At 71.3% G+C, this 24,318-nt stretch carries 27 protein-coding genes; 5 read left to right on the top strand and 22 right to left on the bottom strand.

Annotated elements, in window-relative coordinates; genetic code table 11:
* Window positions 1-60 precede the first annotated feature (60 nt).
* Complete coding sequence (cysS, locus tag DAERI_RS06225) at window positions 61-1,533, bottom strand: cysteine--tRNA ligase (protein WP_103128553.1); 1,473 nt, start codon at window positions 1,531-1,533, stop codon at window positions 61-63.
* Between the two features lie 225 nt (window positions 1,534-1,758).
* Here cysS and DAERI_RS06220 point away from each other — a divergent pair, with 225 nt between their 5' ends.
* A complete protein-coding gene (locus tag DAERI_RS06220; RefSeq protein ID WP_103128552.1) occupies window positions 1,759-2,874 on the top strand; it encodes an AI-2E family transporter in 1,116 nt (371 codons plus the stop codon).
* On the opposite strand, the gene DAERI_RS06215 is transcribed toward DAERI_RS06220, so the two are convergent.
* A complete protein-coding gene (locus DAERI_RS06215; RefSeq protein ID WP_103128551.1) occupies window positions 2,856-3,464 on the bottom strand; it encodes a class I SAM-dependent methyltransferase in 609 nt (202 codons plus the stop codon). The genes DAERI_RS06220 and DAERI_RS06215 overlap by 19 nt on opposite strands.
* A gap of 27 nt (window positions 3,465-3,491) precedes the next feature.
* Window positions 3,492-3,848, bottom strand: a complete 357-nt coding sequence (locus DAERI_RS06210) for a VOC family protein (RefSeq protein WP_103128550.1) — start codon at window positions 3,846-3,848, stop codon at window positions 3,492-3,494.
* A gap of 30 nt (window positions 3,849-3,878) precedes the next feature.
* Between DAERI_RS06210 and DAERI_RS06205 the strand changes: the two genes are divergently transcribed.
* The 3 genes from DAERI_RS06205 (at window position 3,879) to DAERI_RS06195 (ending at window position 6,506) form a co-directional block, all read left to right on the top strand.
* Complete coding sequence (locus DAERI_RS06205) at window positions 3,879-4,460, top strand: hypothetical protein (RefSeq protein WP_235610273.1); 582 nt, start codon at window positions 3,879-3,881, stop codon at window positions 4,458-4,460.
* Between the two features lie 184 nt (window positions 4,461-4,644).
* Window positions 4,645-5,673, top strand: a complete 1,029-nt coding sequence (locus DAERI_RS06200) for an aldo/keto reductase (protein ID WP_103128549.1) — start codon at window positions 4,645-4,647, stop codon at window positions 5,671-5,673.
* Window positions 5,674-5,759: 86 nt separating this feature from the next.
* Window positions 5,760-6,506 carry a chlorite dismutase family protein gene (locus tag DAERI_RS06195; RefSeq protein ID WP_103128548.1) on the top strand — a complete coding sequence of 249 codons (747 nt, stop codon included), beginning with the start codon at window positions 5,760-5,762 and terminating at the stop codon, window positions 6,504-6,506.
* A 43-nt stretch (window positions 6,507-6,549) separates the two neighbouring features.
* Here the strand turns inward: DAERI_RS06195 and DAERI_RS06190 are convergent, their stop codons facing one another.
* The 12 genes from DAERI_RS06190 to DAERI_RS06140 form a co-directional block, all read right to left on the bottom strand.
* Complete coding sequence (locus tag DAERI_RS06190; RefSeq protein WP_133161970.1) at window positions 6,550-7,398, bottom strand: hypothetical protein; 849 nt, start codon at window positions 7,396-7,398, stop codon at window positions 6,550-6,552.
* The gene (locus tag DAERI_RS06185) at window positions 7,395-8,075 is read right to left on the bottom strand and encodes a response regulator (protein ID WP_103128546.1); all 681 of its coding nucleotides are present in this window, start codon (window positions 8,073-8,075) and stop codon (window positions 7,395-7,397) included. The genes DAERI_RS06190 and DAERI_RS06185 overlap by 4 nt, the downstream gene beginning before the upstream one ends.
* A complete protein-coding gene (locus DAERI_RS06180) occupies window positions 8,072-9,133 on the bottom strand; it encodes a toast rack family protein (protein ID WP_103128545.1) in 1,062 nt (353 codons plus the stop codon). The genes DAERI_RS06185 and DAERI_RS06180 overlap by 4 nt, the downstream gene beginning before the upstream one ends.
* Window positions 9,130-9,717 (bottom strand): sensor histidine kinase, encoded by a 588-nt coding sequence (locus DAERI_RS23305; protein WP_369689447.1) that lies wholly within the window; start codon window positions 9,715-9,717, stop codon window positions 9,130-9,132. Before DAERI_RS23305 ends, DAERI_RS06180 begins: the two co-directional genes overlap by 4 nt.
* 113 nt (window positions 9,718-9,830) lie before the next feature.
* Window positions 9,831-10,841 carry a sensor domain-containing protein gene (locus tag DAERI_RS23300; protein ID WP_369689446.1) on the bottom strand — a complete coding sequence of 337 codons (1,011 nt, stop codon included), beginning with the start codon at window positions 10,839-10,841 and terminating at the stop codon, window positions 9,831-9,833.
* A gap of 54 nt (window positions 10,842-10,895) precedes the next feature.
* A complete protein-coding gene (locus DAERI_RS06170) occupies window positions 10,896-11,582 on the bottom strand; it encodes an alpha/beta fold hydrolase (protein WP_165794095.1) in 687 nt (228 codons plus the stop codon).
* A gap of 72 nt (window positions 11,583-11,654) precedes the next feature.
* Complete coding sequence (locus DAERI_RS06165; RefSeq protein WP_103128543.1) at window positions 11,655-13,109, bottom strand: M1 family metallopeptidase; 1,455 nt, start codon at window positions 13,107-13,109, stop codon at window positions 11,655-11,657.
* Between the two features lie 11 nt (window positions 13,110-13,120).
* Window positions 13,121-13,597: an NUDIX domain-containing protein gene (locus DAERI_RS06160; protein WP_103128542.1), complete on the bottom strand. Its 477-nt coding sequence runs from the start codon at window positions 13,595-13,597 to the stop codon at window positions 13,121-13,123.
* A gap of 136 nt (window positions 13,598-13,733) precedes the next feature.
* Complete coding sequence (locus DAERI_RS06155) at window positions 13,734-14,153, bottom strand: acyl-CoA thioesterase (protein WP_103128541.1); 420 nt, start codon at window positions 14,151-14,153, stop codon at window positions 13,734-13,736.
* On the bottom strand, window positions 14,150-14,440 hold the full coding sequence (locus DAERI_RS06150) for a ribosome-binding factor A (protein ID WP_103128540.1): 291 nt from the start codon (window positions 14,438-14,440) through the stop codon (window positions 14,150-14,152). The genes DAERI_RS06155 and DAERI_RS06150 overlap by 4 nt, the downstream gene beginning before the upstream one ends.
* A gap of 273 nt (window positions 14,441-14,713) precedes the next feature.
* The gene (locus tag DAERI_RS06145; RefSeq protein WP_103128539.1) at window positions 14,714-16,075 is read right to left on the bottom strand and encodes a LysM peptidoglycan-binding domain-containing protein; all 1,362 of its coding nucleotides are present in this window, start codon (window positions 16,073-16,075) and stop codon (window positions 14,714-14,716) included.
* A gap of 62 nt (window positions 16,076-16,137) precedes the next feature.
* Window positions 16,138-16,425, bottom strand: a complete 288-nt coding sequence (locus DAERI_RS06140) for a hypothetical protein (protein ID WP_103128538.1) — start codon at window positions 16,423-16,425, stop codon at window positions 16,138-16,140.
* A gap of 130 nt (window positions 16,426-16,555) precedes the next feature.
* On the opposite strand from DAERI_RS06140, the gene DAERI_RS06135 reads away from it, so the two are divergent.
* Complete coding sequence (locus DAERI_RS06135; RefSeq protein ID WP_103128537.1) at window positions 16,556-17,518, top strand: LysR family transcriptional regulator; 963 nt, start codon at window positions 16,556-16,558, stop codon at window positions 17,516-17,518.
* Window positions 17,519-18,028: 510 nt separating this feature from the next.
* On the opposite strand, the gene DAERI_RS06130 is transcribed toward DAERI_RS06135, so the two are convergent.
* The 7 genes from DAERI_RS06130 to rpsP all read right to left on the bottom strand — a co-directional run bounded on the left by DAERI_RS06130 (window position 18,029) and on the right by rpsP (window position 23,779).
* Window positions 18,029-18,943: an ABC transporter permease gene (locus DAERI_RS06130; RefSeq protein ID WP_103128536.1), complete on the bottom strand. Its 915-nt coding sequence runs from the start codon at window positions 18,941-18,943 to the stop codon at window positions 18,029-18,031.
* The gene (locus DAERI_RS06125) at window positions 18,944-20,935 is read right to left on the bottom strand and encodes an ABC transporter permease (protein ID WP_103128535.1); all 1,992 of its coding nucleotides are present in this window, start codon (window positions 20,933-20,935) and stop codon (window positions 18,944-18,946) included.
* A gap of 63 nt (window positions 20,936-20,998) precedes the next feature.
* A complete protein-coding gene (locus DAERI_RS06120) occupies window positions 20,999-21,598 on the bottom strand; it encodes an LON peptidase substrate-binding domain-containing protein (RefSeq protein ID WP_103128534.1) in 600 nt (199 codons plus the stop codon).
* A gap of 108 nt (window positions 21,599-21,706) precedes the next feature.
* Window positions 21,707-22,510, bottom strand: a complete 804-nt coding sequence (trmD, locus tag DAERI_RS06115) for a tRNA (guanosine(37)-N1)-methyltransferase TrmD (protein WP_103128533.1) — start codon at window positions 22,508-22,510, stop codon at window positions 21,707-21,709.
* A gap of 76 nt (window positions 22,511-22,586) precedes the next feature.
* The gene (gene rimM, locus DAERI_RS06110; RefSeq protein ID WP_103128532.1) at window positions 22,587-23,123 is read right to left on the bottom strand and encodes a ribosome maturation factor RimM; all 537 of its coding nucleotides are present in this window, start codon (window positions 23,121-23,123) and stop codon (window positions 22,587-22,589) included.
* A 10-nt stretch (window positions 23,124-23,133) separates the two neighbouring features.
* The gene (locus DAERI_RS06105; protein ID WP_026332320.1) at window positions 23,134-23,373 is read right to left on the bottom strand and encodes a KH domain-containing protein; all 240 of its coding nucleotides are present in this window, start codon (window positions 23,371-23,373) and stop codon (window positions 23,134-23,136) included.
* Window positions 23,374-23,530: 157 nt separating this feature from the next.
* The gene (gene rpsP / locus DAERI_RS06100) at window positions 23,531-23,779 is read right to left on the bottom strand and encodes a 30S ribosomal protein S16 (RefSeq protein WP_103128530.1); all 249 of its coding nucleotides are present in this window, start codon (window positions 23,777-23,779) and stop codon (window positions 23,531-23,533) included.
* Between the last annotated feature and the right edge of the window lie 539 nt (window positions 23,780-24,318).

The raw sequence follows: 24,318 nt of genomic DNA, 5'->3' as shown, positions 1-24,318 counted from the left end.
CATTCATGCTAGGCAGCGGCCATCACAATTTTCTGACAGGTGAGTTGGGTTCTTGGCGCCTCAGCGCCGCCAGCGGGGGCCTTCCTTGGTGTCCTCGACCGTCACTCCAACGGCGGCGAGCGTGTCGCGCAACTCGTCGGCCTGCGCGTACTGCTTGTTCAGGCGGTAGTGCTGCCGCGCCCGCAGCACGAGGTCCATCAGGGCGCCCACAACCTGGGTGTCGTCCTGGCGTTCGGTCTGGCCCCCCGAGAACAGGCCCAGAACGTCGCCGCCGAGCGTGCGGTAGGCGTTCCGCGCCGCCTCCAGCGCCTCCCGCCCCACCTCCCCGGCGTTCAGGGCGGCGTTCACGTCGGTCGTCAGGCCGAAGAGTGCTGCAATGGCTTTCGGCGTGTTGAAGTCGTCCCGCAGGGCGTCCTCAAAGGCCTGGACGTGTCCCGCGATCTTCTGGCGCAGCGCGGGGTCGTCGCGCCCGGGAGCCGTAGGCAGGCGGCGCTCCACCTCGTTCAGCGCCTCGGTCAGGCGGCGGTACCCGCTGCGGGCGCTCTCGAAGGCCGCGTCGGAGAACTCGGTCACCGAGCGGTAGTGGCTGCTCACGAGCAGGAAGCGGATCACCATGGGGTCATGCAGGGCGAGCAGGTCCTTGAGCGTGGTGAAGTTTCCCTTGCTCTTGCTCATCTTCTCGCCGCCCACCGTGACCATGTTGTTGTGCATCCAGTAGCGGGCGAAGGGGTGCCCGGCGGCCTCGGCCTGCGCGATCTCGGCCTCGTGGTGGGGGAACTGGAGGTCCAGCCCGCCCCCATGGATGTCGAAGCCCTCGCCCAGGTACTTCAGGCTCATCGCGCTGCACTCGATGTGCCAACCCGGAAAGCCCACCCCCCACGGGGACTCCCAGCGCATGAGGTGCCCCGGCTCGGCCCGCTTCCACAGGGCGAAGTCGCGCGGGTCGCGTTTCTCCTCGCGCACGGCCTCGCGGGTGCCCTCCTCCTGGTCGTCGAGCTTGCGTCCCGAGAGCTTGCCGTACTCGGGCCAGCTCCGCACGTCGAAATACACGCTGCCGTTCGACTCGTAGGCGTGGCCCCGCGCGATGAGCTCCTCGATCAGCTCGATCTGCTCGGGAATATGGCCGGTCGCCCGGGGGTTGATGGACGGCTTGAGGACGCCCAGCGCGTCCATATCGCGGTGGAAGGACCAGAAATACTTGTCGGCGACCTCCATGGGTTCGAGCTGTTCCAGCCGGGCGCGGGCCTGGAGCTTGTCCTCGCCCTCGTCGGCATCGTTCTGGAGGTGGCCCACGTCGGTCACGTTCGTCACGTAGCGCACCTGATAACCGAAGTGCATCAGCGCGCGGCGAATCACGTCGAAGGCGACTTCCTTCTTCGCGTGGCCCAGGTGCGCGTCGGAGTAGACGGTGGGGCCGCACAGGTACATGCCCACGTGGCCGGGAACGGTGGGCACGAAGGGGACCTTCTGCCGCTGCAGGGTGTCGTACAGGACGATGCCGGAATCGGGTTGGCGGGGGTCGGGGGGGGTCATGGGAACTCCTTCGGGAAAGCACAAAAAGGCCGCCGCGCCACTGGGGGAGGGCGCGGCGGCAGGGCGGGGTGCGCTGCTTACCGCGGGGGGAGGCAACACAGGGCCGACATGGGGCCACTGTAGCAGAGCCGGGCCGGGGGCGTGGGGACGGCGGCCTCCTTGCGGGTTCCTTTGCCCGGGGCCCCGGAGTGGGCGTGCGCTTCCGCGTCTCCGTATGATGCACGGGTGATCTCGCCCCCGAAAGCACCGAATGCCTTCCAGTACGTGTGGCGCAGCCCCTGGGTCCGGTTCGCCGTGTTCCTGCTGGCCTTATATGTCGCCTACCGCCTGCTGGGCCAGGTCACGGCGGTCGTCGTGGATTTCGCGGTGGCGTTCCTGATCGCGTACCTCGCCAACCCGCTGCTCAACTGGCTGGAGCGCGGGCGGGTCAAGCGGGGCCTCGGCGTCTTTTTCGTGCTCCTGATCTTCGTCGGGATCTTCGCGCTCGCGGGGGCGCTGCTCGTGACGGTCGCGGGCCAGCTCGTCAGCCTGCTCCAGAGCCTGCCGGATCAGGTCGGGCGGCTGGGCGACCTGCTCGACCGGGTGGGGGGCTGGCTCCAGGAACGGGGCATCCCCGGGCTCGACAATGCCCGCGAGCGGCTGACGACCGCCGCCGAGGCCTACGTGCGCAACCTCGGCACGAACATCATCCCCATCCTGCAAAACGCCCTGAGTTCCACGGGGACGCTGTTCAGCCGCCTGGTCTCCATCGGCGGCGTGGTGGGACAGGTGCTCCTCATCGTGCTGCTCAGCGTGTACCTCATGCTGGACTACAGCCGGGTCAACGCCTCGCTGCTGCGCGCCTTTCCCCGGCCCTGGCAGCCGAAGGTGCTGGAATTCACCGGGCTCGTCGGCACGGCGGTCGGCGGGTACGTGCGCGGGCAGCTCGTGATCGCCACCTTTATCGGCGTGTTCGTGTGGCTGGGCCTGACCCTGATCGGGATTCCCAGCGCCGCCGCCATCGGGTTTCTCGCCGGGGCCTTCAACATCGTGCCGTACCTGGGGCCGATCATCGGGGCCACGCCCGCGCTGCTGCTCGCCCTGCCGGGGGGCTGGATCAAGATGCTCCTCGTCGTGGTGGTCTTTGTCGCCGCCAACCAGATCGAGGGCAACTTCCTGAGCCCCTACATCCTCAGCCGGACGACCGACCTGCACCCCGTCACGGTGCTCGTCGCCATCCTGGTCGGCGCGTCGCTGCTGGGCTTCGCCGGGGCGCTCCTCGCCGTGCCCGCCGTGGCGCTGGGCAAGCTGCTGCTCGACAAGTACTACTTCCCCAGCCGGGTCTACACCGAGGGGCCGTAGGTGGGCCGCCGCGCGATCACGGTCAGGAGGTGGCTGTGGTGCTCGCCGCCCAGCGCCAGCCGGACGGTGCTCTCCTCCTCGCGCAGCACCTCCACGCTCAGGCCCTCTAGCCGGGCGCCCAGGTCCTGAGGGGTCACGAAGGTCATGTCAGCCCGCTCGGCCCAGCCGTCCCGCACGTCGAACAGGGTGGCGGCGAACCACCCGCCCACCCCGACACGCGCCACCACACCCCGCAAGGTCCGCCCAAAGTTTTCCGGCGGGCAGAAGGGGAGGCTGAGGCTGGCATAGACCAGCCGGTAACGCCGCCGGGGAGCCGCCTGGAAGGACCCTTGGACGGTGGTGAGCCGCCCCGCCAGGTCGCCCGCCTGCGCCCGCAGCCCGTCCGGCGCCTCCGCATTGCGGTCGAGCGCCGTTACCAACCAGCCGCGCCGCAGCAACTCCAGCGAGTCGTTCCCGGCGCCGCTGCCCAGGTCCAGCGCCCGCCCCGGCGGGAGGTTCGCGTCCAGATGGGCCAGCACCTCCAGCAGCAGGGGCCGGGGAGGACCGCCCCGCGTGGCCCGCGCGTACTCGCCCCAGTGGTCGTCACTCACGCCGCTATGGTGGCACGGCTGCCCGGGCTACGCCTCCAGCAACTCCACCTGCCGCCCGTCCGGGTCGAGGACAAAGGCCATGTCGCGCCCCCCCGGGCTGGGTTGGAGGTCCCGCGTGACCGTGACTCCCGCTGCCCGCAACCCGGGGAGGAGGCCCCGCAGCCCCACGACGTGCAGCGCGACGTGTTCCGCCCAGTGTCCGTGCGGGGTGGGCGACTCGCCGGGAACCTCGAAGAATTGCAGCCGCCCCTCACCCAGCCGGATCACGCCCCGGCGGTAGCCCTCGGCGGTGGTCAGGTCCTTTTCCACCACGCCGCCCAGCCGGGTGTAAAAGGCGAGGACGGCGCCCAGGTCGCGGGTCAGGAACGAGACGTGCTTCAGCATGGGGGCGAGGGTAGCGCGTAGCCTGCGCCCATGCCCCCACCCCCCTGGACCCTGACGGGCAGCGGCCTGATCGTCGTGTATGCGCCCGCCCCCGGTGCCGCCCTGGGCGCTTTGATGCTGGTGCGCTACGCCGCTTCGCCGGTCGGCCCCTACGACGAATTGCTGTGGGTGGCCGTCCCCCGAACGCCCTTTGGCTGGCGCCCCCAGGTGAACCGCATCTGGGTCAGCACGGCGGAGAGTGCGGCGTGGGGGCGGCGCAACTGGGGCCTCCCAAAACGACTCGCTCACTTCGGGTGGGAGCAGGGTGGGGTGCGCGTCACCGGGGAAGACGGACGGGAGGTCGCCCACCTCGCCTTCCGCATGGGTGGACTGCGCCTCCCTGTCACCTCTGCCCTGGTTCCGGCTCCCCTGCGAACCCTCGTGCAGCCGGGCCTGGAAGGGGGAGAGGGATGGTTGCTGACGCCGGTAAGGGCGACCGGCCATGTGACACTCGCCCGCCTCACCCTCCTGAGTGCGGACGGACTGCCCCCACCCCTAACCCGAACTCGCCCCCGCCTGACGCTGGGCGTGCCGGACTTCCGGCTGGTGTTTCCCGTTCCCCGGCGGGCATAAAAAAGCCGCCTCTCGGGCGGTGATGGAAAGAAAATAGCGTGGAATGCAGGGGAAGTCAAATTATACAGTCGGGAACTCGGCCGGTCGTCTAAGCAATTCCCGGGCTGGGTGAATCTGCTTCCCCTGCGCCTGACCGCTCGTTCGGGGTGCATTGTCCCCCAGGGGCGGTGGAATAGTACCTCCTATGGAATACCGGAAGTTGCTCGGCACGGACCTGACCCTCAGCGCGGTGGGGTTCGGCGTGTGGACCGTCGGCACGACGTGGTGGGGCGTGAAGGACGAGGAGATGGCCGTGCGGCTGCTGCGCCGGGCCTTTGACCTCGGCATCACCTTTTTCGACAACGCGGACACCTACGCCTCGGGCCGCGCGGAGGAAATCCAGCGCCGCGCCCTGGGCGACGTGCGCGATCAGATCGTGATCGGCTCGAAGTTCGGCTACGACATCTACAACCACCCCGAGCGCCCCGGCCAGCAGGAGCGCCCGCACGACTGGACGCCCGCGTACCTCCGCAAGGCGCTGGAAGGCTCGCTGAAGCGGCTGGGCACCGACTACATCGACTACTATCAGCTCCACAACTGCCGGGTGGACGCGATTCAGAAAGATGACCTCTGGGCCGAGCTGGAAAAGCTCAAGGGGGAGGGCCTGATCCGCGCCTACGGCACCGCGCTCGGTCCCGCGCTGAACGAGCGCCAGATTGAGGAGGGCACCCTGAGCATTCGGCTGCGCCACGCCCCCACCCAGATCATCTACAACCTGCTGGAACAGGTGCTGGGCGAGCAGATTCTCCCCATCGCCGAGCAGGAGGGCGTGGGCGTGATGGCCCGCGTGCCCCACGCCTCCGGGCTGCTGGAGGGCTACATGACCCTCGACACCGAGTTCGAGCCGGGCGACCACCGCAACTGGCGCCTGACCACGAATGCCCGCCGCAAGGCCTGGATGGAGGACGGCCTGAAGAAGGTCGAGCAACTGAACGCCGAGTTTGTGGAGGGCCGGGGCCGCACCATCGGCCAGCTCGCCCTCCAGTTCGCCCTGCGCTCCCCCGCGATGGCGAGCGTCCTCCCCAACATCTACGACGAGAAGGGGCTTACGGAGTACGCCGCGACCTTCCAGGCGTCGCCCCTGACCGACGCCGAGTACGACGCGATTCAGGCGCTGTACCGGGACAACTTCGGCCTGGAGACGGACCTGCGCGGCCAGGCGGTGGCGCAGTGACGGACGAGCAGAAGCCGACGCAGACGGAGGCCACGCCGCCCTCGACGGGAGGACGACCCGGCGGCGCCCCCGGTGGCCGTCCCAAGATGATGGTGGACCTCGACCCCAGCGGGCAGGTCACGCAGCGGGAACCCGACCGCGCCCAGCGGCAGTTCCTGAACTACGCCTTCTACAAGCTCGACCCCGCCTTCCGCCGCCTGTCTCAAATTGAGCGCGACGAGCTGAAGGCCGAGTTCCTGGCCGCCGCGCAGGGCTGGGTGGACGACGCGCCCGCCGAGAAGGGCATCATCCAGCGCAGCTACAGCCTGGTTGGCGTGCGCGGCGACGTGGACTTCATGCTCTGGCGCATCGCCTTCGACGTGCGCGAGTTCCAGGAGGCGCAGGCCCGGCTGAACCGCACCCGGCTGATGGGCTACCTGACGCAGCCTTACAACTTCGTCTCCATGCAGAAGCGCAGCCAGTACGTGAACCGCGTCGAGGGCAGCGGGCACGGCCTGGAAATCCTGCCGGGACAGGGCAAGTACCTGTTCATCTACCCCTTCATCAAGACCCGCCCGTGGTACGACCTGACGCCGCACTCGCGCCAGGGCATGATGGACGAGCACATCTACGCCTCCGGCCCCTTCAAGGGCGTGCGGATCAACACCTCGTACTCCTACGGCATCGACGACCAGGAATTCGTGGTGTCCTTCGACTCCGACTACCCGCAGGAGTTCGTGGACCTCGTCCACCGCCTGCGCTACACCGAGGCGAGCATGTACACGCTGCGGGATACGCCGATGTTCACGTGCGTGAAAAAGGAACTGGCGGACGTGATGGGAGACCTGGGCTGAGATCCTGGGTTGGGGCGGAGGGCGTGAGCGGCGGCCCTCTGTCTCAGCTTTTGGGTCTTCGGCAGGCCAGCCACCCCGCCCCATATCCCAGCACAGGCAGCAGGACGCAGAGCAGGAGAAACGCGCCCAGCGGCACCGCCCGCAGCAGGCCCTGGCCGAAGCCGAACAGCCCCAGGGCCGCCGCCAGCCCCAGGCACAGGCCCCAGAAAGCCTCGAGCCGGGGCCGCACCTCACCATCCCGGCCCGCCCGATCCCGCAGCACCAGAAGGGCCAGTAGGGCGGGGGAGAGGCTGACGGCCAGTTGTCCGGCGGAGGTCGTGCCGAGGCTCAGGAGCAAGGGCGCGAGCCCGTCCGGTCGCACCAGCCCCCGCTCCCACAGGTGTAGGAAGGGTTGCGCCGACACCGCCAACGACACCACCCCCGGCACCAGCAGCGGCCACAGCCAGGGCCGCAGCGGGGGAAGGGGTCGGGCGTCTGTCGGTGCGGTCGGTGGCCTGCCGCGAAGGCGCTCCACCAGCGCCCCGAGCAGACCGCCTGCCAGCACGGCGGGGCCGAGGGGAAACAGCCAGCCGAGCATCAGGTAGAGGCCCAGGCCGATGTTCGCGTCCTGGTTGTATTTCGGGTGCAGCAGCTCGAAGGTGTACAGGGCGGCCACGAGGGCGGCGGCGACCCCACCCCCCAGCGCCGCGCCAGGACTCGTGCGGGCCAGCCACAGGCAGAACGCGGCGACGACCGCCACCGGAAGCAGCGGCATCCACGCGGTGAAGATCAGGCCCAGCAGGCTCGACCGGCCGGGTTCCAGCAGCGCCGCCCGCACCCCGCCCGCCACGGCCCCCAGCCCCGCGATGCCCAGCATGACCAGTGGCAACCGCAGATCGGGGGCCCGCCTCACCCCTCCCCCAGGCTCGCCAGCCCGTGCCGCAGCGCGTACAGGGCCGCCTGCGTCCGGCTCTCCAGCCCCAGCTTGCTCAGCAACCGGCTCACGTGCGTTTTCACCGTCGCCTCGGTCACGCCCTGATCCAAGGCGATGTCGCGGTTGGAGTAGCCCCGCGCGATCAGTTGCAGCACGATCACCTCCTTGGGGGTCAGCGTCTCGCGCATCTCGGGGGTGCGGAAGTCGCGCACGAGGCGGCGGGCGGCCTCGGGGTGCAGCCGCACCTCGCCCCGGGCGGCGGCGTGGATGGCGTCGGCCAGGGTGTCCGAGGAGGCGTCCTTGAGCATGTAGCCCATCGCCCCGGCGTCGATGGCGCCGTTGACCTTGTGTTCCTCCAGGGTACTCGTGAGGGCGATGACCTCGATGTCGGGGTGTGAGCGGCGCAGCAGCCGGGTGGCCTGGATGCCGTCCATCACGGGCATCATCAGGTCCATCACGACCACGTCGGGGGAGAGGCGGTCGGCCTCGGCCAGGGCCTCCTCGCCGTTGGCGGCCTCGCCGACCACCTCGATCTGCGGGTCCAGGCCCAGGAAGAGGCGCAGGCCCTGGCGCACGACGGCGTGGTCGTCCACCAGCAGCACGCGCACGGGGGGGGAGGACGGGGGGGCCGCGTCGGTGGGGGCGGGGTCGGTCATGGTGCGGGGTCTCCTTCGGGGGCGGTCTCGGCGTCGCGCAGGGTGAGGTCGGCGCGGGGCGCGTCGATGAAGAGGTCGAGGTCGGGGCTCTGGAGGGCCCGCGCGTCGGTGGCGGCGGTGTTGCCCTGGCGCCTCAGGCCGGGGGGCAGGTGCAGGGCGGTGCGGTCGGTGAAGCGCACCCGCAGCGAGACCTCGCGCGGGACGGTCAGGGCCACCTGCCCCCCCTCCGAGCGCAGGTCGAGGGTGCCCGCCGCCCCGTCGGGGAGGCTCAGGTCCACGTTCCCCTGCCCCGAGGCCACGCTGACCCGCTCGGTGCGCGGCAGCGAGCCCGTCACGTCGCCCGTCAGCACGCCGATGCTCAGGGATTCCACCCGCGCCGGGGCGAGGTCGAGCCGCACATCGCCGTTCTCGGTGTTCACGCGCAGGGCGGGGGCGCGCCACAGGGAGCGGGCGTGCAGGGTCACGTCGCCCCCCAGCGTCACGACCGTCAGCGGGCCGCTCTGCCGCTCGGGGAGTGTCGCCACGACCTCCCCGAAGCCGCTGCGGACGTTCAGGGCGCGCATCCGCAGGGCGTGGAGGTCCAGCCGCGTGTCGCCGCTGTAGGAGTCGGTCGTCAGGGTGACCGGCACCCCCCGCGAGAGCCGCACCTCCACCTTGTGCTGAAGGGGCGGCGTGCGGACCCCGATCACGCCCTCCCGCAGGGGCTTGACGTTGAGCCGGGCGTCCACATTCAGCGTGCGGCCCTCGCGCGTCACCTCCAGCCGCAGGGGATTACGCTCGCGGTGAAGGGCGCTCCCCGTCAGCGCCCCCCGGCCCGGCCAGGGGAGCCCGCCGATGTGGAGGTCGGTGCGGTCCCCCTCCAGCCGCACGTTGAGGGCCGCCGCCCCACGGAGCGGGACGTTCAGCGGGGTCCGCACCGCGTTCAGGCCGGGGACGGGGATGACGTGCCCCCCCTGCCCGGCGAGGACGGCCCCGCCCGCCACCAGCCCCAGGCCGAGGGCGATGCGGCCCAGCACCGGGGCGAGGGGGCGCGGCGGGGTGCGCTCGGCGACGGTCACGCGCGCACCTCCACGGGGACGGCCCCGGGCACGGCGGGGAGGGTCAGTGTCACCCTCGTCCCCGCGCCCGGCGTGCTGCTCACTGTCAGGGTGCCGCCCGCCCCCTGCGCCCGCTCTCGCATCGAACGTTGCCCCAGCGTGCCGCCGGGCAGGGACAGCGGGTCGAAGCCGCGCCCGTCGTCCCGCACGGTGAGGGTCACCCCGTCCCCCTCCTCCCGCACCGAGAGCCAGACCCGCGAGGCGCGGGCGTGCTTGACCACGTTGTGCAGCGCCTCCTGCGCGATCCGGTAGGCGGCGGCCTGGGCGGCGGGGGAGAGCCCCGGCTCGCGGCCCAACTCGGCGTGGACGGTCAGGCCGTGGCGGGCCTCTAGGGCATGGGCGTTCTGGGCGAGCGCCGCGATCAGCCCGCCCTCCTCCAGCGCGTCGGGGCGCAGGCTGAAGAGCAGGGCCTTCATCTCCGAGACGCCGCCCTCGGCAAGCCGGATGGTGTAGTCCAGGCTGGCGCGCGTCTTCTCGGGGTCGCGGCCCAGGGTGGCCCGGGCGGTCTTGGCCCCCAGCGTGATCCCGTACAGCGCCTGCGCCACGCTGTCGTGCAGCTCGCGCGCCAGCCGCGCCCGCTCCTGCTCGCCCGCCCGCTCGGTGGCCCGGCGGATGAGTTCGGCGGCGTGCAGGGCCGTTCCCGCGTGGTCGGCGATGCTCAGCAGGAAGGCGAGTTCCTCGGGACCGGGCTGGGTGCCGGGCAGGTACAGGGCGCGCAGGGTGCCGCCGTCCGCCCCCCCGCCACGACCGGGAGGGTCGCCAGGGTGAAGCCGCCCGCCGCATACCGCACGTCCGCCCCGGCCACCGGGGGAGAGACCCCCGGGCCTTGCAGGTCGGGATGGGGGGGACCGCTCGCCGCCCGCACCGTGCCGTCCGGCGCGACGAGCGCCACCGCCCGCGCGCTGCTCGCCGCCCGCGCCTGCCCCGCGAGGTCGGCGAGGGTGGCCCCCAGGTCGTCTCCCAGCGCCACCCGGCCCGCCGCCCGGCGCAGCGCCGCGACCTCCCGCCGGGCGCCGTTCTCGTCGGGCGGCCCCGCCAGCAGCGCGTAGGCGAGCCACGCCCACACCCGCCCCAGCAGGTTGAGCACCCCCGCCGTGACGAGCAGCCCGCCTGCCCCCGCCAGCGTGAGGCCCGCCACCCCCGCTCCCGTGAGGCTCACCTGGCCGCCGTACCACGTGACGGGGAAGACCCCGGGCCGGGGGGCCCACCACGGCGAGGCGAGCGCGAGAACGGACACTCCCAGCAAGACGCCCAGCACGAGCCAGCAGAGGGCGGCGAGCGGGAGCTGCACGAGGTGGAACATCAGCGCCCGGTACGTCGCGCTGTCTCCCAGGGTCGCGCGCAGCCAGGGCAGCACCCCCGCGTAGGCCGGGGGCGGCGCCCGCCGCGAGAAGCGCACGCCGAGCAGACCCGCCAGCCACCGCTGCACCTCCGCCAGGCCGGGGATCAGCCACAGGGTGCCCAGCAGGAACGCCGCCCCCACCAGCAGCGGCAGCGTGAACACGCCCGCGAGCATCCCCGCCGCCAGCAGCACGAACACCAGCGCGCCCAGCGGCAGGGCCAGCCCCACGTAGAGCGCGGTGCGGTAGGTGCGCGGGCTGAGCAGGTCGGCGAGGGGGCCTTCCCGCCGATCACCCCGGGGTGCAGAGAGGCTCATCCCGTCCATCATGCCCGCAGCGTAGGGGCCGGGGCCAGGGAGGAGCGTCCGCCGAAAGGGGGAGGGTCAGCGGCGCAGGGCGGCCCGCAGCGCCTCTCCCAGTTGCGGGACGTGGGTGAACCAGGCGTTGTGGGGCGCACCGGGCAGCTCCCGCCATTCCCCCTTCGGCAGCAGCGCCGCCAGTTGCCCCGCGGGCCAGCCGGGCCGGATGTCGGCCCCCATGTGCAGGAAGGTTACGGGCACCTCCAGCCGGGAGAGCCGCGCCAGCAGGTCGGGCGCCTTGATAAAGCGCCGCCAGTCGTCCAGCAGCGCCCGGTGGATGGCCGCGTTCCAGTCCACCTCGAAGCGCGGCTCGCTATCCTTGCCTGCCTCATAGGCGGCGTGCCAGTCGCGGTCGTTCTGGACGCCGGTTCCCGCCCAGCTCACCAGCCGGGTCACCCGCTCGGGGTGGGCCAGGGTGTAAGCCAACCCCAGGTCCGCGCCCCACGAATGGCCCAGCACCGCCCAACGGTCCAGGCCCAAAGCCTCCCGGATGGCCTCCAGGTCGCTCAGGGCTGTCGTCAGCCCATAGACGCCACCCGTACTTCGCCCGGTTCCGCGCGGGTCGGGGAGGAGGCAGCGGAACCCGGGCAGCAACTCCGCCACGGGCGCGAGGTAATTGGGACAGCCACCCCCGCCATTCAGCAGCAGCAGGGGCGGGCCGTCGCCGCACTGGGAGAGGTGGAGGGAGGTGCCGTGAACGCTGATCTTCACGGGGTCAGCATGAGAATCGCGCCCCGGAATGGCATCCGCAACGTGGCGTATGCCGGGGAATGCCGGACCTCCTCAACGTTCCACCACTGGCAGCGGCGGCAACCCCGGCGACTCCACCCAGGGCCGCAGGGCCGCCTCACCCGCCGTTCCTGCCTGCGTCCGGGCGAAGGCGAGGAAGGCCGCCGTGTCCACGCTGCGCCCGGAGAAGCGGGCCGTGTAGGCACGGAGGAAGTCGCGGAAGGCCGCGTCCCCAATCGCCGCTCGCAGGGCGTGCAGGGCGAGCGCGCCCCGCTGGTAGGCGCTGAGGTCGAAGAGCTGCTCGGCCCGGCGCGCTGGCAGGGGCCGGGTGCCCTGCCGCTCCAGATTGGCGTACCAGCGCGCGGCGTAGGCCTGCCCGTCGCCGCCCTGAGCCTCGGTCCACAGCAGTTCGGAGTAGGCGGCGAAGCCCTCGTTCAGCCACACGTCGGCCCAGCCCGCCAGGGAAATATCGTTTCCGAACCACTGGTGCGCGAGTTCGTGGACGGCGGCGCGCTCGGTGCTGAGGTTGGGGGGGATGGTGCTGAGGGTCGCCGTCTCCAGCGCGGGCAGCCGTGGTGTCACGAGCGCGACCCCGTAGGCGGCGAAGGGATAGGGGCCAAACCAGCCCGACAGCACCCGCAGCATCTCGTCCGCGCGGGAGAAGATGGTACGGGTGGTCTGCGGCGTGTCCGCCAGGAAGTAGTCGCGCCGCGCGACGGGCGAACCGTTCACCCCGACCGGAACCGCCGGACCTGTCACCCGCTCGAAGCGGTTCACCAGAATACCCAGCGCGTACGTCGGAATGGGCTGAGCCTGGGTGAAGACGAACGTGCGAGTCCCGTTCCCCGAGGACACGGGACCCTCCACCCCGCTCGCCGCCACCGTGTAATCTGCCGGAACCGTGACGCGGGTGGTGAAGGTCGCCTGGTCGGAGGGGTGGTCGTTCGAGGGCAGGAAGGTGTGGGTGCCGTTGGGCTCGCTGAGCGTGAAGTTCGCCCCGGGCAGCCCCCCCGCGGCGGGCACGCTCTGCCAGCCCAGTTCCACGGGCGTGCTGAAGTCGGGGTCGCGGACCACGCCGGGCCTGCCCTGGTACTCGACGGTCAGCCGCGCCTCCTGCCCCGTGAGCAGGGGGGAGGGGGGCGTCACGACCAGTTTCTGCGCCCCCACGTCCACACGGAAGGGCACCGCCCGGTCATTCCAGCGCACGGCGGTGACGGTCGGCCCGAGGAAGTCCAGCCGCACCTCCCCCAGCGGCCGCGTTGCCCCCAGCGTCAGGGTCACGACCCCCCGCAGCGTGGGTGAGCCCGGCTCCTCCACCGTGAGCGCCACGTCGTAGTGCCGCACGTCCAGCCCGAGTTGCCCGAGGCCGGGGAAGATCGGGTCGTTCAGCGTGCGCGCGGCCTCGGCGGGCCGGGGCGGCGGCGTGGGGAGGGTCTGGGTGGCCGAGGACAGGCCGATCAGGAGGGCGCTCAGGACGAACAGGGCCCGCCGCTTGGGAAAAGGACGCATCCCCAGGCGCCTTAAATCGGGTAGTAGGCCCGGGCCTCACCGCGCAGGAAGTCGCGGGTGGGCACCCAGATCAGGGGGTTGCGCTCCTCGACCTCGGGGGGCGGCCCGTAGCGCACCAGGCCCTCGACCTGCTCGAAGGGCACCCACTTCACGCCCACGACCTCGGGATCGGTGGGGCCGATGTCGCCGCTGAAGGAGGCGGTGAAGCGCCCGAAGTTGGCGTAGCACTCGTTGCGCGTGCCCGTCAGCATCTCGCCCTCCAGCAGGCTGACAAAGCGCAGGTCGGTGACGGTCAGGCCCGTCTCGACGGCGACCTGGCGCACGGCGGCGTCGGCGAGGCTCTCGCCGGGGTTGGCCTTGCCGCCGGGCAGGCCGTAGAAGATGCTGCCGTCATCCATCCGTTCCTCCACGAGCAGGAGATGGCCGTCCCGGACGAGATAGACGTGTGCGGCGCGCTTGATCGGCAGGGTGCGCGACAGGTGACTCATGTGGGGCGCAGTCTAGCGGGCGGGGAGGGGCCGCGGGTGTGGAAAGTCGCACCGGGCCGGGCGGGAGCGCGGTGGACCGCTTCCGCTCCTCAGGATGGCAGGAGCCGGATCAGGTCCGCACCGTCCCGGGCGAATCTCACCTCCCGGACAACAACCTCAGCACGTCGTCCGGCAGCCGCGACGGGCGGTAGTCCTTATCCGTGGCGATGTGGCGCGTCTCGCCGGTCGCCAGCAGTTCCCCCTCCGCGTCCGCGCTGGCCCGCCGCACCTCGTACGTGAAGGTCAGGGTGCGCGAGCGGACGCTGGCCGCCCGGGTAATCAGCGTGAGGTGGTCGTCGTAGCGGGCGGCCCGGCGGTACTCGACGTTCAGGCCCGAGAGCATGAGGTAGTAGCCTCTTGATTCGACCTCGGCGTAGGGGAGCCCCAGGGCGTGCATGAGGTCGGTGCGCCCCACCTCGAACCACACGGGGTAGGTCGCGTGGTGGGCCACGCCCATCGCGTCCGTCTCGGCGTAGCGCACCCGGATCTCGCTGCGGGCCTCGGGCAGGGCGGTCACAGGAAGCTCCGCTCGCCCGCCGCGTGGAACTCCAGGGTGGGGGTGCGCCGCATCCGCACGTGCGCCGAGACCTCGCGTTGCAGGTGCCCCCGCGCGTGCGTCAGGGCGTCGAGGAGGGCGGGCATGTCGGCCCCCATCGCGCTCACGTACACGCGGGCCAGGCCGTAATCCGGCGTCACCGCCACCCGCTCGACCGTCACGATGAGCGGCACGCGGGGGTCACGCAGGCCCGCGATGGCCTCACTGAGCACCCGCGAGAGCTGCGCCTCCACCTGCGCGGGCTTCAAGGGCGGCCTCCGGGAAGAGAAAACGTCATCCCTGCATGGTAAGGGAGGAACGGGACTGCGGCCCTCTGCTTCGGGGCATCCGTAACATCCGGTTTCGGCAGGGCTTGGCCGGGTCAACCCCTCAGTCAGCTTCGCTGACAGCTCCCTTTGAGGGGAGCCAGGAACGCCATTCATCCCCGGGAGCTTGCTGCTGTTGCCTTCCGGCAGGGCCGGACTCGCCGAGGGGTTGCTGTGCCCACCTGGCGACTTCGCGGCGGCTCGATTCCCTCCCCCTCACCGCGCGTACCGCCGCCCCTGGTAATCCGTGAACACCCCGATCCCGTAGGCGACCTTGCGGACGCTGTCGAGCGCCCTCCCCCCGTTCCACGCCAGGCCCGCGCTGCTGCCGCCGTCGAGGAGCAGCGCGTCGCGCACCCCCAGGCGGGCCATGACCTTGCCCATCTCGGTCGTCGTCAGTTTGGCGTGGGTGGTGACGAACACGAGGTCGCGGTTGCCGCGCAGGCCGACGGCGCTGCGGGCGGCGCGGCCAAAGAGGGCCGGGTCGCGGAACACGTCCCCGTATTGCCGCACCACGCGGCCCCGCTTCAGGATGCGCGGCCCGGTGGCGATCACGGTCTCCATGCCGTGCCAGGTCGCGTCGAGCGGGCGCCCGAGCAGGGCCGTGGTGCTCGTCAGGATCGCGGCGCGGTTGTCCGGCGTGATCGCCAGCGCGGCGGGAATGCGGCCCCAGGTGAGCAGCCGCCCCTGCACCACCAGGTCGCCCGCCGGGACATAGGAGCGCGGATGAAAGTAGCTCCCGTTCACGACCGCCCGCGCGCCGCTCGTCCGCGCGAGCTGGCTGACCCGCGCACCCACCCCCAGCCCCGCCCGGGGCAGCACGGGCGCGACGAGCACGTTCCGGTAGCGCAGGTCCACCCGCAGCACCCGCACGGGAACGTTGAGCGGCGCGAGCTTCTTGACCGCCAGGGGCCTCCCCAGCGGCCGGGGCGGGATAGGGACGGGCACGCGCCGGGGCACGAGGACCCGCTGGCCGGGGTAGAGGTCGCGTCCCGCCCGGCTCAGCCCGTTGAGGCGTGCCAGGTGGTCGGCGGTCGTGCGGTAACGGCGCGCGAGGGTCGTCAGCGCCTCGTGCGGCCGGACCCGCACGTACCCGTAGATCACCCGCACCTCGGTCGTGGGGCGGGGGGTGACCTTGCCGAGGCCGGTCCCGCGCGGCGGCACCCGCAGACGCTGCCCGGGCCGGATCAGGTTCCCCGTCAGCCGGTTGGCTGTCCGCAGGGCGGCCACGCTCACCCCGGCGCGGGCGGCGACGTGACTCAGCGTGTCGCGGGGGCGAACGGTGTAGGTGCCCGGCCTGGGGGCGGGGGGCGGGGGGCGAACCGGGCTTGCGGTTCCTGTCCCCCTCACCCTCAACCGCTGCCCGGGCCGGATGGTATTCCCCTTCAGGCCGTTGAGGGCCCGCAGCCGCGCCACGCTGAGCCCGTGGCGGTGGGCGAGGCCGTAGAGGGTGTCTCCCGGGCGGACGGTCACCGTCCCGCTCGCGGCGAGGGCGCCCGGGGCACCGAACGCCGCGCAGAGCAGGACGAGCAGGGCGGCGCGGCGGAGCGTCACCGGACGGGGGAGGGGGTGGGGCACACCTCAGGATAGGATGAGCTTCTGACTCGTTTCTGCAAAAGTTTGGGTGTGGGGCGGCCCCCCTAGCGCCGCGCCCTCCGCAGGGGACCCAGGGGCGTGTACCCGGCGCGGCGCAGCTCCCGGTCGAGGTCGGCGGGACCCAGCCCCGGGCGGCGGGGGCGGGCCTCCAGGGTCGCGTCCCCCAGCCGGGCCACGAACCAGGCGCGCAGCTCCCAGTCGGGCAGGAGGGGCACGCTGAGCCGACCGTCCGGTGTGAGAACCTCGGCGATCAGGGTGCCGAACACCTCCCCGTCGGCTCGGGCGGGGGTCAGGGGGAGGGCGGGCGGAAGGGGCTGCCGGGCGTAGGTCATGGGGTCCACCTCCTGCCGTCTAGCCTGCGCCTGAAGGGGCTCCCCGGGACATCGGGTGCGTCCGGCACAGCGCAGAAGGAGCATCGGCAAAGCCGATGGAGGGCCGCCGGGGCGCACCTACAATGGAGGAATGACCGACCGGACTCCCGCCGGACCCTCGCTGGCCCAACTGCGCGCGCTGATCGCCGTGGCCGACTGCGGGGGCTTCGGCGAGGCGGCGGCGGAGTACGGCGTGTCGCAGTCCACCCTCAGCGAGGCGGTCGCCAAGCTGGAGGCGCTCGCGGGCCGCCCCCTGCTGCGCCGCACGCCCGCCGGCACGGTACCGACCGAGGCGGGCCACCGCGCCCTGGTCCACGCCCGCGCCGCCGTGCAGGCCGCCGCCGACGCCCTCCTCGCCGCGCAGGAGGAGGGCACCCTCTCGGGTACGCTGCGGGTCGCGTCCTTCCGCTCGACCGCCACCCACCTCCTCCCGCCCGTCCTGGCCGCCTTCCGCGCCCGGCACCCCGGCGTGACCGTCACCCTGCTCGACGCCGAGGCCTGCGGCGGGGGCGACCAGGCGGTGCGGGCGGGCCGGGTGGACCTGAGCGTGATCGTCGCCGACGAGGTGCATGACCTGCGCCTCACGCCCCTCCCGCACGACGAGTACCTGTTCGTCGCGCCCGCCTCACGCGGGACCCGCCCCGTCACGTTCGACGAGCTGAGCACCGGGCCGCTCATCCTGCCGCCCTACCGCGACACCTGCCACCAGCGCGTCCTGCGCTACCTGAGGGAGCGCGGGGTGCCCCTCACCGGTCTCACTGAAGTGGGGCAGGACAGCGTGACCCTCTCCATGGTGGGGCACGGCCTGGGCGTCACGGTGATGCCCCGGCTGGCGCTGCTGCCCCTCCCGCCCGGACTGGTCGCCCTGCCGCTGCCCGAGCCCCTGACCCGGCCCCTCGCGCTCGCCGTGCTGCCGCAACGGGCCGCGCTCCCCCTGATCCGCGCGTTCACGGCGGCGGTGGTCGAGAGCGTCGGGCGGTTCCGCTGGCCGGACGACCTCGGGGTGGGGCCGGAACGCCGCCCGGAACCCCGGCCGGGGGTGGGGCCGAACTGAGGGCATGACTCCCTGGCGAAAACCCTTGATGTGCGGTAGAAGAACTGCCGTTTAGGCTGTGCTTTTTGGCCCCCTCTTCCCTTGTGGGACTCGTAGTGCCGCTTGCGGAGAGGGCCGGGGTGAGGGGGCACGGCACTATCCGCAGCGGCTGCAAGAAGGCCGGGGCATTTCGGCTGGCCTGGGACGCTCGGCCCGCTCACCCCCTCCCCAACCCTCCCCCCTCAAGGGGGAGGGAGAAAAAGCCTCGTGCTAAGTGGCTGGCGGCTCCGGTTACGCCCTTCCCGGAAAGGGCGCCGGGAAAAGCTCCACCACCAGCCACTTTTTGCCTGCTCACTCCGCTCGGGGTGATGCCCCTGTCATCACCCGGCAGCTCCTTACACAGTGTTCTCTGTATTGCACGTCGGCGTTTAAGGGGGAGGAGCTAAAAACAACGTCCCGGGGCGGTTCTCCCCCGGGAGGAGAAAAAGCAGGCCGGATCACCTCCGACCTGCCCGTGGGCTTCTCCCGCCCTCAGCCCTCGAAGGGTTTGCCCAGGGCGCGCGGCGCGGCGCTGCGGCCCGTGAAGATCAGCGCGATGATGGTGATGAGGTAGGGCAGCGCGGTCACGAGCGTGGGGGGCAGCAGGTTGGTGCCGCCCAGCGTGATGGACACCGCCTGGAGGAACCCGAACAGCACCGTGGCCCCCAGCACGCCCAGCGGCTTCCACTGCCCGAAGATCAGCGCGGCGAGCGAGATGAAGCCCAACCCCGCGCTGATGTTGCGCACAAAGGAGTCGAGGTTCCCGATGCTCAGGAACACGCCCGCCGTCCCTGCCAGCAGGCCCGACAGCACCACGCCGCTGTAGCGCATCCGGCGCACGTTCACGCCCATGCTCGCCGCCGCGCCGGGGTGCTCCCCCGTCGCGCGCAGCCGCAGGCCATAGGGGGTGCGGTACAGGACGTACCACGTGACGGCCACGATCAGGAAGGCGAAGTACACCGGCGGGCTGAAGCGCAACTCGCCCACCCCCCACAGCGGGAGCGGGTGGGCGACCTTGGGGCTTTCCGAACTCGTGCCGTACAGGGCCTGGAGGATCACCGAGGGCACACCACCCGCGAGCAGGTTGATCGCCGTGCCGCTGATGACCTGATCGGCGCGGTACTTGATGGAGACGAAGGCGTGGACCCAGGCGATCAGGCCGCCCACGAGCGCCCCCGCCAGCCAGCCCACCCACGGCGCGAGCGCCCCCAGCGTGGGGTCGAGGGTGTACGTGACGATGGCGCCCGCCAGCGCGCCAAAGATGATCAGGCCGTCGAGCGCGATGTTCACCACGCCGCTGCGCTCGCTGAAGAGGCCGCCCAGGCCGGTGAGTAGCAGCGGGACCACGCTGCGGATAAAGGTCGCCAGGAAGGCGGTCGTGAGAAGCTGGGTCAGCAGGCCGTCCATTTACTTGCTCCCTTTCCGGGCGTCCTCGACCCGGGCGTTGACTTCGCTGCTCGTGGTGAGGTTGGGAGTGGGGGTGGCGCGTTCGGCGGCGGCCCCGGCGGAACCCAGGCGGCCCGTCTCAGCGGTGCCCGTCTGTTCGGCAGCCTTCACGAGTTGCGGGGGCGGCGGGTCCGTCACCCGGCGGCTAAGGAAGCCTCCCGCGGCGATGAACAGCACGATCAGGGCCTTGAGCACCGTCACGATGTTGCGGTCCACGTTGGCGAGTTTCTGCTGCACGTCCACGCCGCCCGTGTCGATGGTGCCGAACAGGGTGCTCGCGGCGAGCACGCCCACCGGGGTGCTCTGGCCCATCAGGGCGACCGCGATCCCGTCGAAGCCCACGTTCACGGGCGTGTTGCCCCGCAGGCGGTACTCGTCGAGCGCCCCGCCGTTCACGTAGTGGGTGCCCGCCAGCCCGGCGAACATCCCCGCCAGCGTCATCGCCAGGATGGTATTGCGCGCCACGCTGATCCCGCCGTACTCCGCCGCGCGGGGCGAGAGGCCCACCGCCCGCAGCGCGTACCCGGTCGCCGTGCGCCACATCAGCACCCCGAATACGCCCACGCACACGAGCGCGATCAGGAAAGAGGCGTTGAGCTGACTCCCCACGACCTGAATCGGGATCCCCACTCGCCAGGTCAGCAGCCCCAGCACGAGTGCGGCGGCCACGGCGATGAGGGTGCCCTGCCGCACCCGCCGCAGCAACCAGCGGCCCGCGAAGAAGACCACGAGCGCGACAAATGGCGCAATCGTCAGCGCCTGCGCCCCGCCCTGCCCCACGTTGAAGAGGTCGAGCAGGGTGGGCAGCCGGGAGGAGGGCTGGAGTTCGTAGCTCGCGGGCTCGAAGCCGGGCGCCTTGAAGGGGAGGTTGTAGGTGCGGCCCAGGAACGGGAACGTGTCGCTGCCGATCATGAAGATGAAGATCGCCGAGGCGACGTAGTTCAGCATGATCGTGTTGATGACCTCGCTGGAGCCGAAGCGGGCCTTGAGGAACCCCGGAATGGCCCCCCACAGCGCCCCGCCCAGCCCCGCCGCGATCACCGAGAGCGGCAGCAGCAGCCAGCCCAGCCCGGGCGGGCCGTACACGCCGACGAGCATCGCCGTGATGGCCCCCATCGTCAGTTGCCCCGGCGCGCCGACATTGAACAGGCCCGTGCGGAAGGCAAAGGCCACCGACAGCCCGGTGAAGATCAGCGGCGTGGCGAGTTTGAGGCTGTCCAGGAAGGGGTTCAGGCGGGTGACCGGCGCGAACAGGGTGGAGTACACGAAGTACACCAGGTCGCTCTTGGCGAGCCAGCCCCCCCACGCCGAGAGTGGCGTGCCGCTGCCGTTCGCCGCGGGCTGCACAATCAGCACGACGACCGCACCCACGATCACCGCCAGCCCGATGGCGACGATGGGCACGAGGAGGCCGCGCAGCCGGTTGAAGCGTTCCCACCACGCGGGCCGGGCACTCAGCCCGGCGCCCGCCGTGATGAGCCCCGCCACGATGGGCAGGAAGAGCCCCAGGTTCATGCCGCCCCCCGCGTAGAAGTTGCGGAGCTGGCGCTTGAAGCCGGGCCGCAGGGTCGTGTCGGCGGCCACCCGGGCCGTCTCGGTACTCAGGCCCGAACCCAGCAGGATCACGGCCACGACCGCCGCGATGAAGGCGAGCAGGCCCGTGATCCAGAACCAGCGGGCCCGCCGCAGCGCCCCGATCACGCTGGCGAGCGTCAGGGCCAGGGTCACCCAGCCCAGGGCGAGGACGGTGCCGGTGGGCGGCAGGGGCACGTCGCGGGTGTCACTGAGGTTGAGAACCGAGCCGGTCAGGTGCAGCAGCACCCCGCCCGCGTTAAAGTCGCGCCCCAGCGTCGCCAGTGGGAACAGCAGCAGCCCGGCGGCGGCGGTGGCACTTGCCGTCAGCGCGAGGCGCGCGGCCACCGGCGAGGGGCGAGGGTCAGAAACTTGCGTCACGCGGTTATTGTACGGGCCGGGAAGGGGAGGAGCTCAGAGGCCCGCCCCCCGCGGTGCTCCCCGCTAATTGAGCTCCTTGACCTCGGCGGGCACAAAGCCCAGCAGGGTGTTCAGGCGGTCAAGCAGGGTGGGCGCGGCGAGGGCCTCCTCGCGCTGCTCGTGGGTCAGGGGTAGCAGCGCCGCCGTGAAGCTGGCGACCAGCAGGGGGTCGTGCGGGGCGGCCTGGCGGATGGCTTCGGCGTCGTCCGGGCGCAGGCGCAGCAGGTCGGCCAGCAGGCTGCGGGCCGTGGCGTCCTCGGCTGCCTCGCCCAGGGGGCCGGGGTCCAGGGGCCAGGGGGTCACCTCCGCACTCAGGTAGGGGTGGGTCAGGTCGAAGTCCCGCACCCGGAAGCGCTCGCCCCCCACGACCAGGATCGAACTCGTGCCGTCCTCGTGGGTCACGGCCTTGTTCAGGTGCGCCAGGGTGCCAATCCGCGAGACCCGCTCGTGAAAGGGCAGCGCCGAACCCTCGCGCGGCTGCACGATCCGCACGATGCCGAAGGGCTCCCCGGTCGCCTGCACCCGTGCCAGCAGCTCCCGGTAACGCGGCTCGAACACGTACAGGGGCAGCACCTGTCCGGGAAACAGCACGACGTTGGGAAGGGGGAACAGCGGCACGAACATCTTGGCAGCTATGGTGCGCCGTTTGGGCGCCTCACAAGTGGGCAAGACATACATAAAGCTCGGCTGGACAGGCAATTCCCGGCGGTCAACGGTCAGCCTTCACACGGTTTAAGTGTCCTGTCCGGCAGCCCCGGACCGGCGCCGGCGTTTCGGGGGGGGCGGGGGAGGCGCGTTCCAGGCCTCCAGTTGCCCCGGCGTGACCCCCAGCGTCAGCAGGTGTGCGCTGTCCTGCGGCGTCAGGCCCGCCCCGGCGAGGAGATCAGGGCGCCGCGCCAGCGTCCGCGCCAGCGCCTGCTCCCGCCGCCAGCGGGCGATGGCCCCGTGGTCCCCGCCCCGCAGCACCTCCGGCACCCCCTCGCCGCGCCACTCGGCGGGCCGGGTGTACTCCGGGTAGTCCAGCAGCCCGCTCGAAAAGGAGTCCGCCCGGTGCGACTCCTCGTCGCCCAGCACGCCGGGCACCAGCCGCGCGACCGCCTCCAGCACGCACGCCGCCGCCGCCTCGCCCCCCATCATCACGAAGTCGCCGAGGCTGAGTTCGCGCGTGACCAGCGCCTCCACCCGCGCGTCGAACCCCTCGTAGCGGCCACACAGGAAGGCGAGGTGGGAGCGGGTGCTCAGCTCCTCCGCCGTGCGCTGGGTGAACCGCTCCCCGGCGGGCGTGAAGAGGATCACCTCGTCGGCGGGGGGCAGGCTCGCCAGCGCCCGCTCGGCCACGTCCACCCGGATCACCATGCCCGCGCCGCCGCCGTAGGGCGTGTCGTCCACCTTCGCGTGCTTGTTGCCCGCGAAGTCGCGCATGTTGATGAGGTTTACGTCCACCAGCCCCCGCGCCCGCGCCTTGCCCACGATGGCCTCGGACGCGAACGGGGCGAGCAGTTCGGGGAAGAGGGTCAGGAAGGAGAAGGTCAGCATGGGGCGCCCGGGGGGGCGGAAGGCCAGAGAGCCAACACCGCCCGCCTTCTGCCCTGAGCCCTCGTGTCAGTGCCCCTCACGCCTCCTCCGCGTCCTCGCCCAGCAGCCCGGCGGGGGCGTCCCCGGTGAGCGCGATGGCCGACGGTCGGCCTGTGTTCCCCGTGCGGACGACCACATAAGGGGCTTGCAGCGGCAGAAAGCCCTCGCCGCCGGGGTGCGCCACCACGAGGAGGTCCTGATGCCCCCCGTCCACCACGTCCGTCACCTCGCCCAGCCGGGTCCCATCCGCACCCTGGACAGGCAGGCCGCGCAGCTCGTGGTAGTAGTAGCTCCCTTCCTCCAGCGGGGGCAGGTCGGCGTCGGCGGCGTAGACGTTTGCCCCGCGCAGGGCCTCGGCCCCCTCGCGGCTCGTCACGCCTGCCAGGTGCAGGGCCACGCCGGGCGCGAGGGCTTCGGCGCGGCGCACCCGCAGCCAGCCCCGGCCCTCCACCCAGACCCGGGGCAGGTCCAGCATCTGCTCGGCGTTCCCCAGCACATACACCTTCACGCCGCCCTGTACCCCGTGCGGCCCCAGGAAGTACCCCAGCCGCGTCGTGTCCTCGGGAACCGTCACGCCCGGGTCCTCACGGCTTGCGCGGCGCGTCGAGGTCCACATTCACCCGCTCGCGGGGATCGCACGCCGCGCGCACCAGGGTGCGAATCGCCTGAATGACCCGGCCCTGCCGCCCGATCAGCCGCCCTTCCTCGCCCGGCCCCACCCGCACGATCACGGTCGGCCCACGCCGGGAGGCCCGCACGAGCGACGGCTGATCCACCACGCTCTGTGCCAGGAAAAGGGTCAGGTCCACGGGGTCGGTTTTCATGGGGGGCATTGTAGAGGGTGAGTGGGCAGTGGGCAGTGGGGGTGGGCGCCGCGGCTTCAGGCTTCCGCCCTGCTTTTCTCCACTGCCCACTCCCTACTTCCTGCTGACCAAAAAAAGAGGCCCCCGCAGGAGCCTCCTCTCACTTTGGAGCCTCGCCTCAGGCGACCTTGACGCCCTGGGACTTGAGCAGGCGGCGGGCGGTCTGGGTGGGCTGGGCACCCACCGAGAGCCAGTAGGCCGCGCGCTCAGTGTTGACCTTCAGGTACTCCTGGGTGGTCTTGCGGGGGTCGTAGTGCCCCAGGTTCTCGATGTAGCCACCGTCGCGGGGGTTGCGGGCGTCGGTGACCACGATGCGGTAGTGGGGGTTGTGGGCAGAGCCGAAACGGGACAGGCGAATCTTGACCATGATGAAAAACCTCGGGTTGGGGGTATTGAGGGTGGGGCGCCCGCCTAGGTCGCGGGGTTCATGCGCCCGCAGCAGCCAACCGGAAGCGCACCGAAGGAGAGTAGCAGAGGAAGGGGGGGAGGGGCAAGGGGGTATGGTGGATAGGTGTTTAAGGTGGAAATCATTCAGTTTATGTCTGGCCGTAGGGTCGAGGGCCTCCTGCTTAAGAATGCAGATGAAGTCCTCAAGTATATTGAAGTGCCAGGGGACTCGCCTATCTTCTATACTGTTGATCGTGTAGAAGATCGTACTAGTCTTGGATGCTTTCAAGCCTGGTTTAGTAATGATCGAGCCCTAGTCCGACTTGATGAGCATAGAGAACACTACGCAACTAATCCGACCCTCGTAGTAGAACAGGTCGATGACATAGTCTTCAATGAAGATACACACACCTTCACTTGGCCGTGAACCGAAACGGTGACGCGCGAGCAGGCGCAATCTGCTTTCAGCTATTGGTTAAGGACAGGTGGTCAACTTGAGAGCTTGGCTTGGTCCTGAGT

Origin of the sequence: Deinococcus aerius (assembly GCF_002897375.1) — a bacterium.
GTDB classification, from domain to species: Bacteria; Deinococcota; Deinococci; order Deinococcales; family Deinococcaceae; genus Deinococcus; species Deinococcus aerius.
Note: the sequence above shows the minus strand (reverse complement) of the source record. Positions and strands in the feature narration are given on the sequence as shown.

Coding starts and splice junctions, on each gene's coding strand:
- trmD (WP_103128533.1), bottom strand. CDS start 22,510: ATGCTGACCTTCTCCTTCCTGACCCTCTTCCCCGAACTGCTCGCCCCG.
- DAERI_RS06185 (WP_103128546.1), bottom strand. CDS start 8,075: ATGACCGACCCCGCCCCCACCGACGCGGCCCCCCCGTCCTCCCCCCCC.
- DAERI_RS06200 (WP_103128549.1), top strand. CDS start 4,645: ATGGAATACCGGAAGTTGCTCGGCACGGACCTGACCCTCAGCGCGGTG.
- DAERI_RS06210 (WP_103128550.1), bottom strand. CDS start 3,848: ATGCTGAAGCACGTCTCGTTCCTGACCCGCGACCTGGGCGCCGTCCTC.
- DAERI_RS06105 (WP_026332320.1), bottom strand. CDS start 23,373: ATGAAAACCGACCCCGTGGACCTGACCCTTTTCCTGGCACAGAGCGTG.
- DAERI_RS06135 (WP_103128537.1), top strand. CDS start 16,556: ATGACCGACCGGACTCCCGCCGGACCCTCGCTGGCCCAACTGCGCGCG.
- DAERI_RS06140 (WP_103128538.1), bottom strand. CDS start 16,425: ATGACCTACGCCCGGCAGCCCCTTCCGCCCGCCCTCCCCCTGACCCCC.
- DAERI_RS06165 (WP_103128543.1), bottom strand. CDS start 13,109: ATGCGTCCTTTTCCCAAGCGGCGGGCCCTGTTCGTCCTGAGCGCCCTC.
- rpsP (WP_103128530.1), bottom strand. CDS start 23,779: ATGGTCAAGATTCGCCTGTCCCGTTTCGGCTCTGCCCACAACCCCCAC.
- DAERI_RS06205 (WP_235610273.1), top strand. CDS start 3,879: ATGCCCCCACCCCCCTGGACCCTGACGGGCAGCGGCCTGATCGTCGTG.
- DAERI_RS06120 (WP_103128534.1), bottom strand. CDS start 21,598: ATGTTCGTGCCGCTGTTCCCCCTTCCCAACGTCGTGCTGTTTCCCGGA.
- DAERI_RS23300 (WP_369689446.1), bottom strand. CDS start 10,841: ATGATGGACGGGATGAGCCTCTCTGCACCCCGGGGTGATCGGCGGGAA.
- DAERI_RS06130 (WP_103128536.1), bottom strand. CDS start 18,943: ATGGACGGCCTGCTGACCCAGCTTCTCACGACCGCCTTCCTGGCGACC.
- DAERI_RS06195 (WP_103128548.1), top strand. CDS start 5,760: ATGATGGTGGACCTCGACCCCAGCGGGCAGGTCACGCAGCGGGAACCC.
- DAERI_RS06160 (WP_103128542.1), bottom strand. CDS start 13,597: ATGAGTCACCTGTCGCGCACCCTGCCGATCAAGCGCGCCGCACACGTC.
- cysS (WP_103128553.1), bottom strand. CDS start 1,533: ATGACCCCCCCCGACCCCCGCCAACCCGATTCCGGCATCGTCCTGTAC.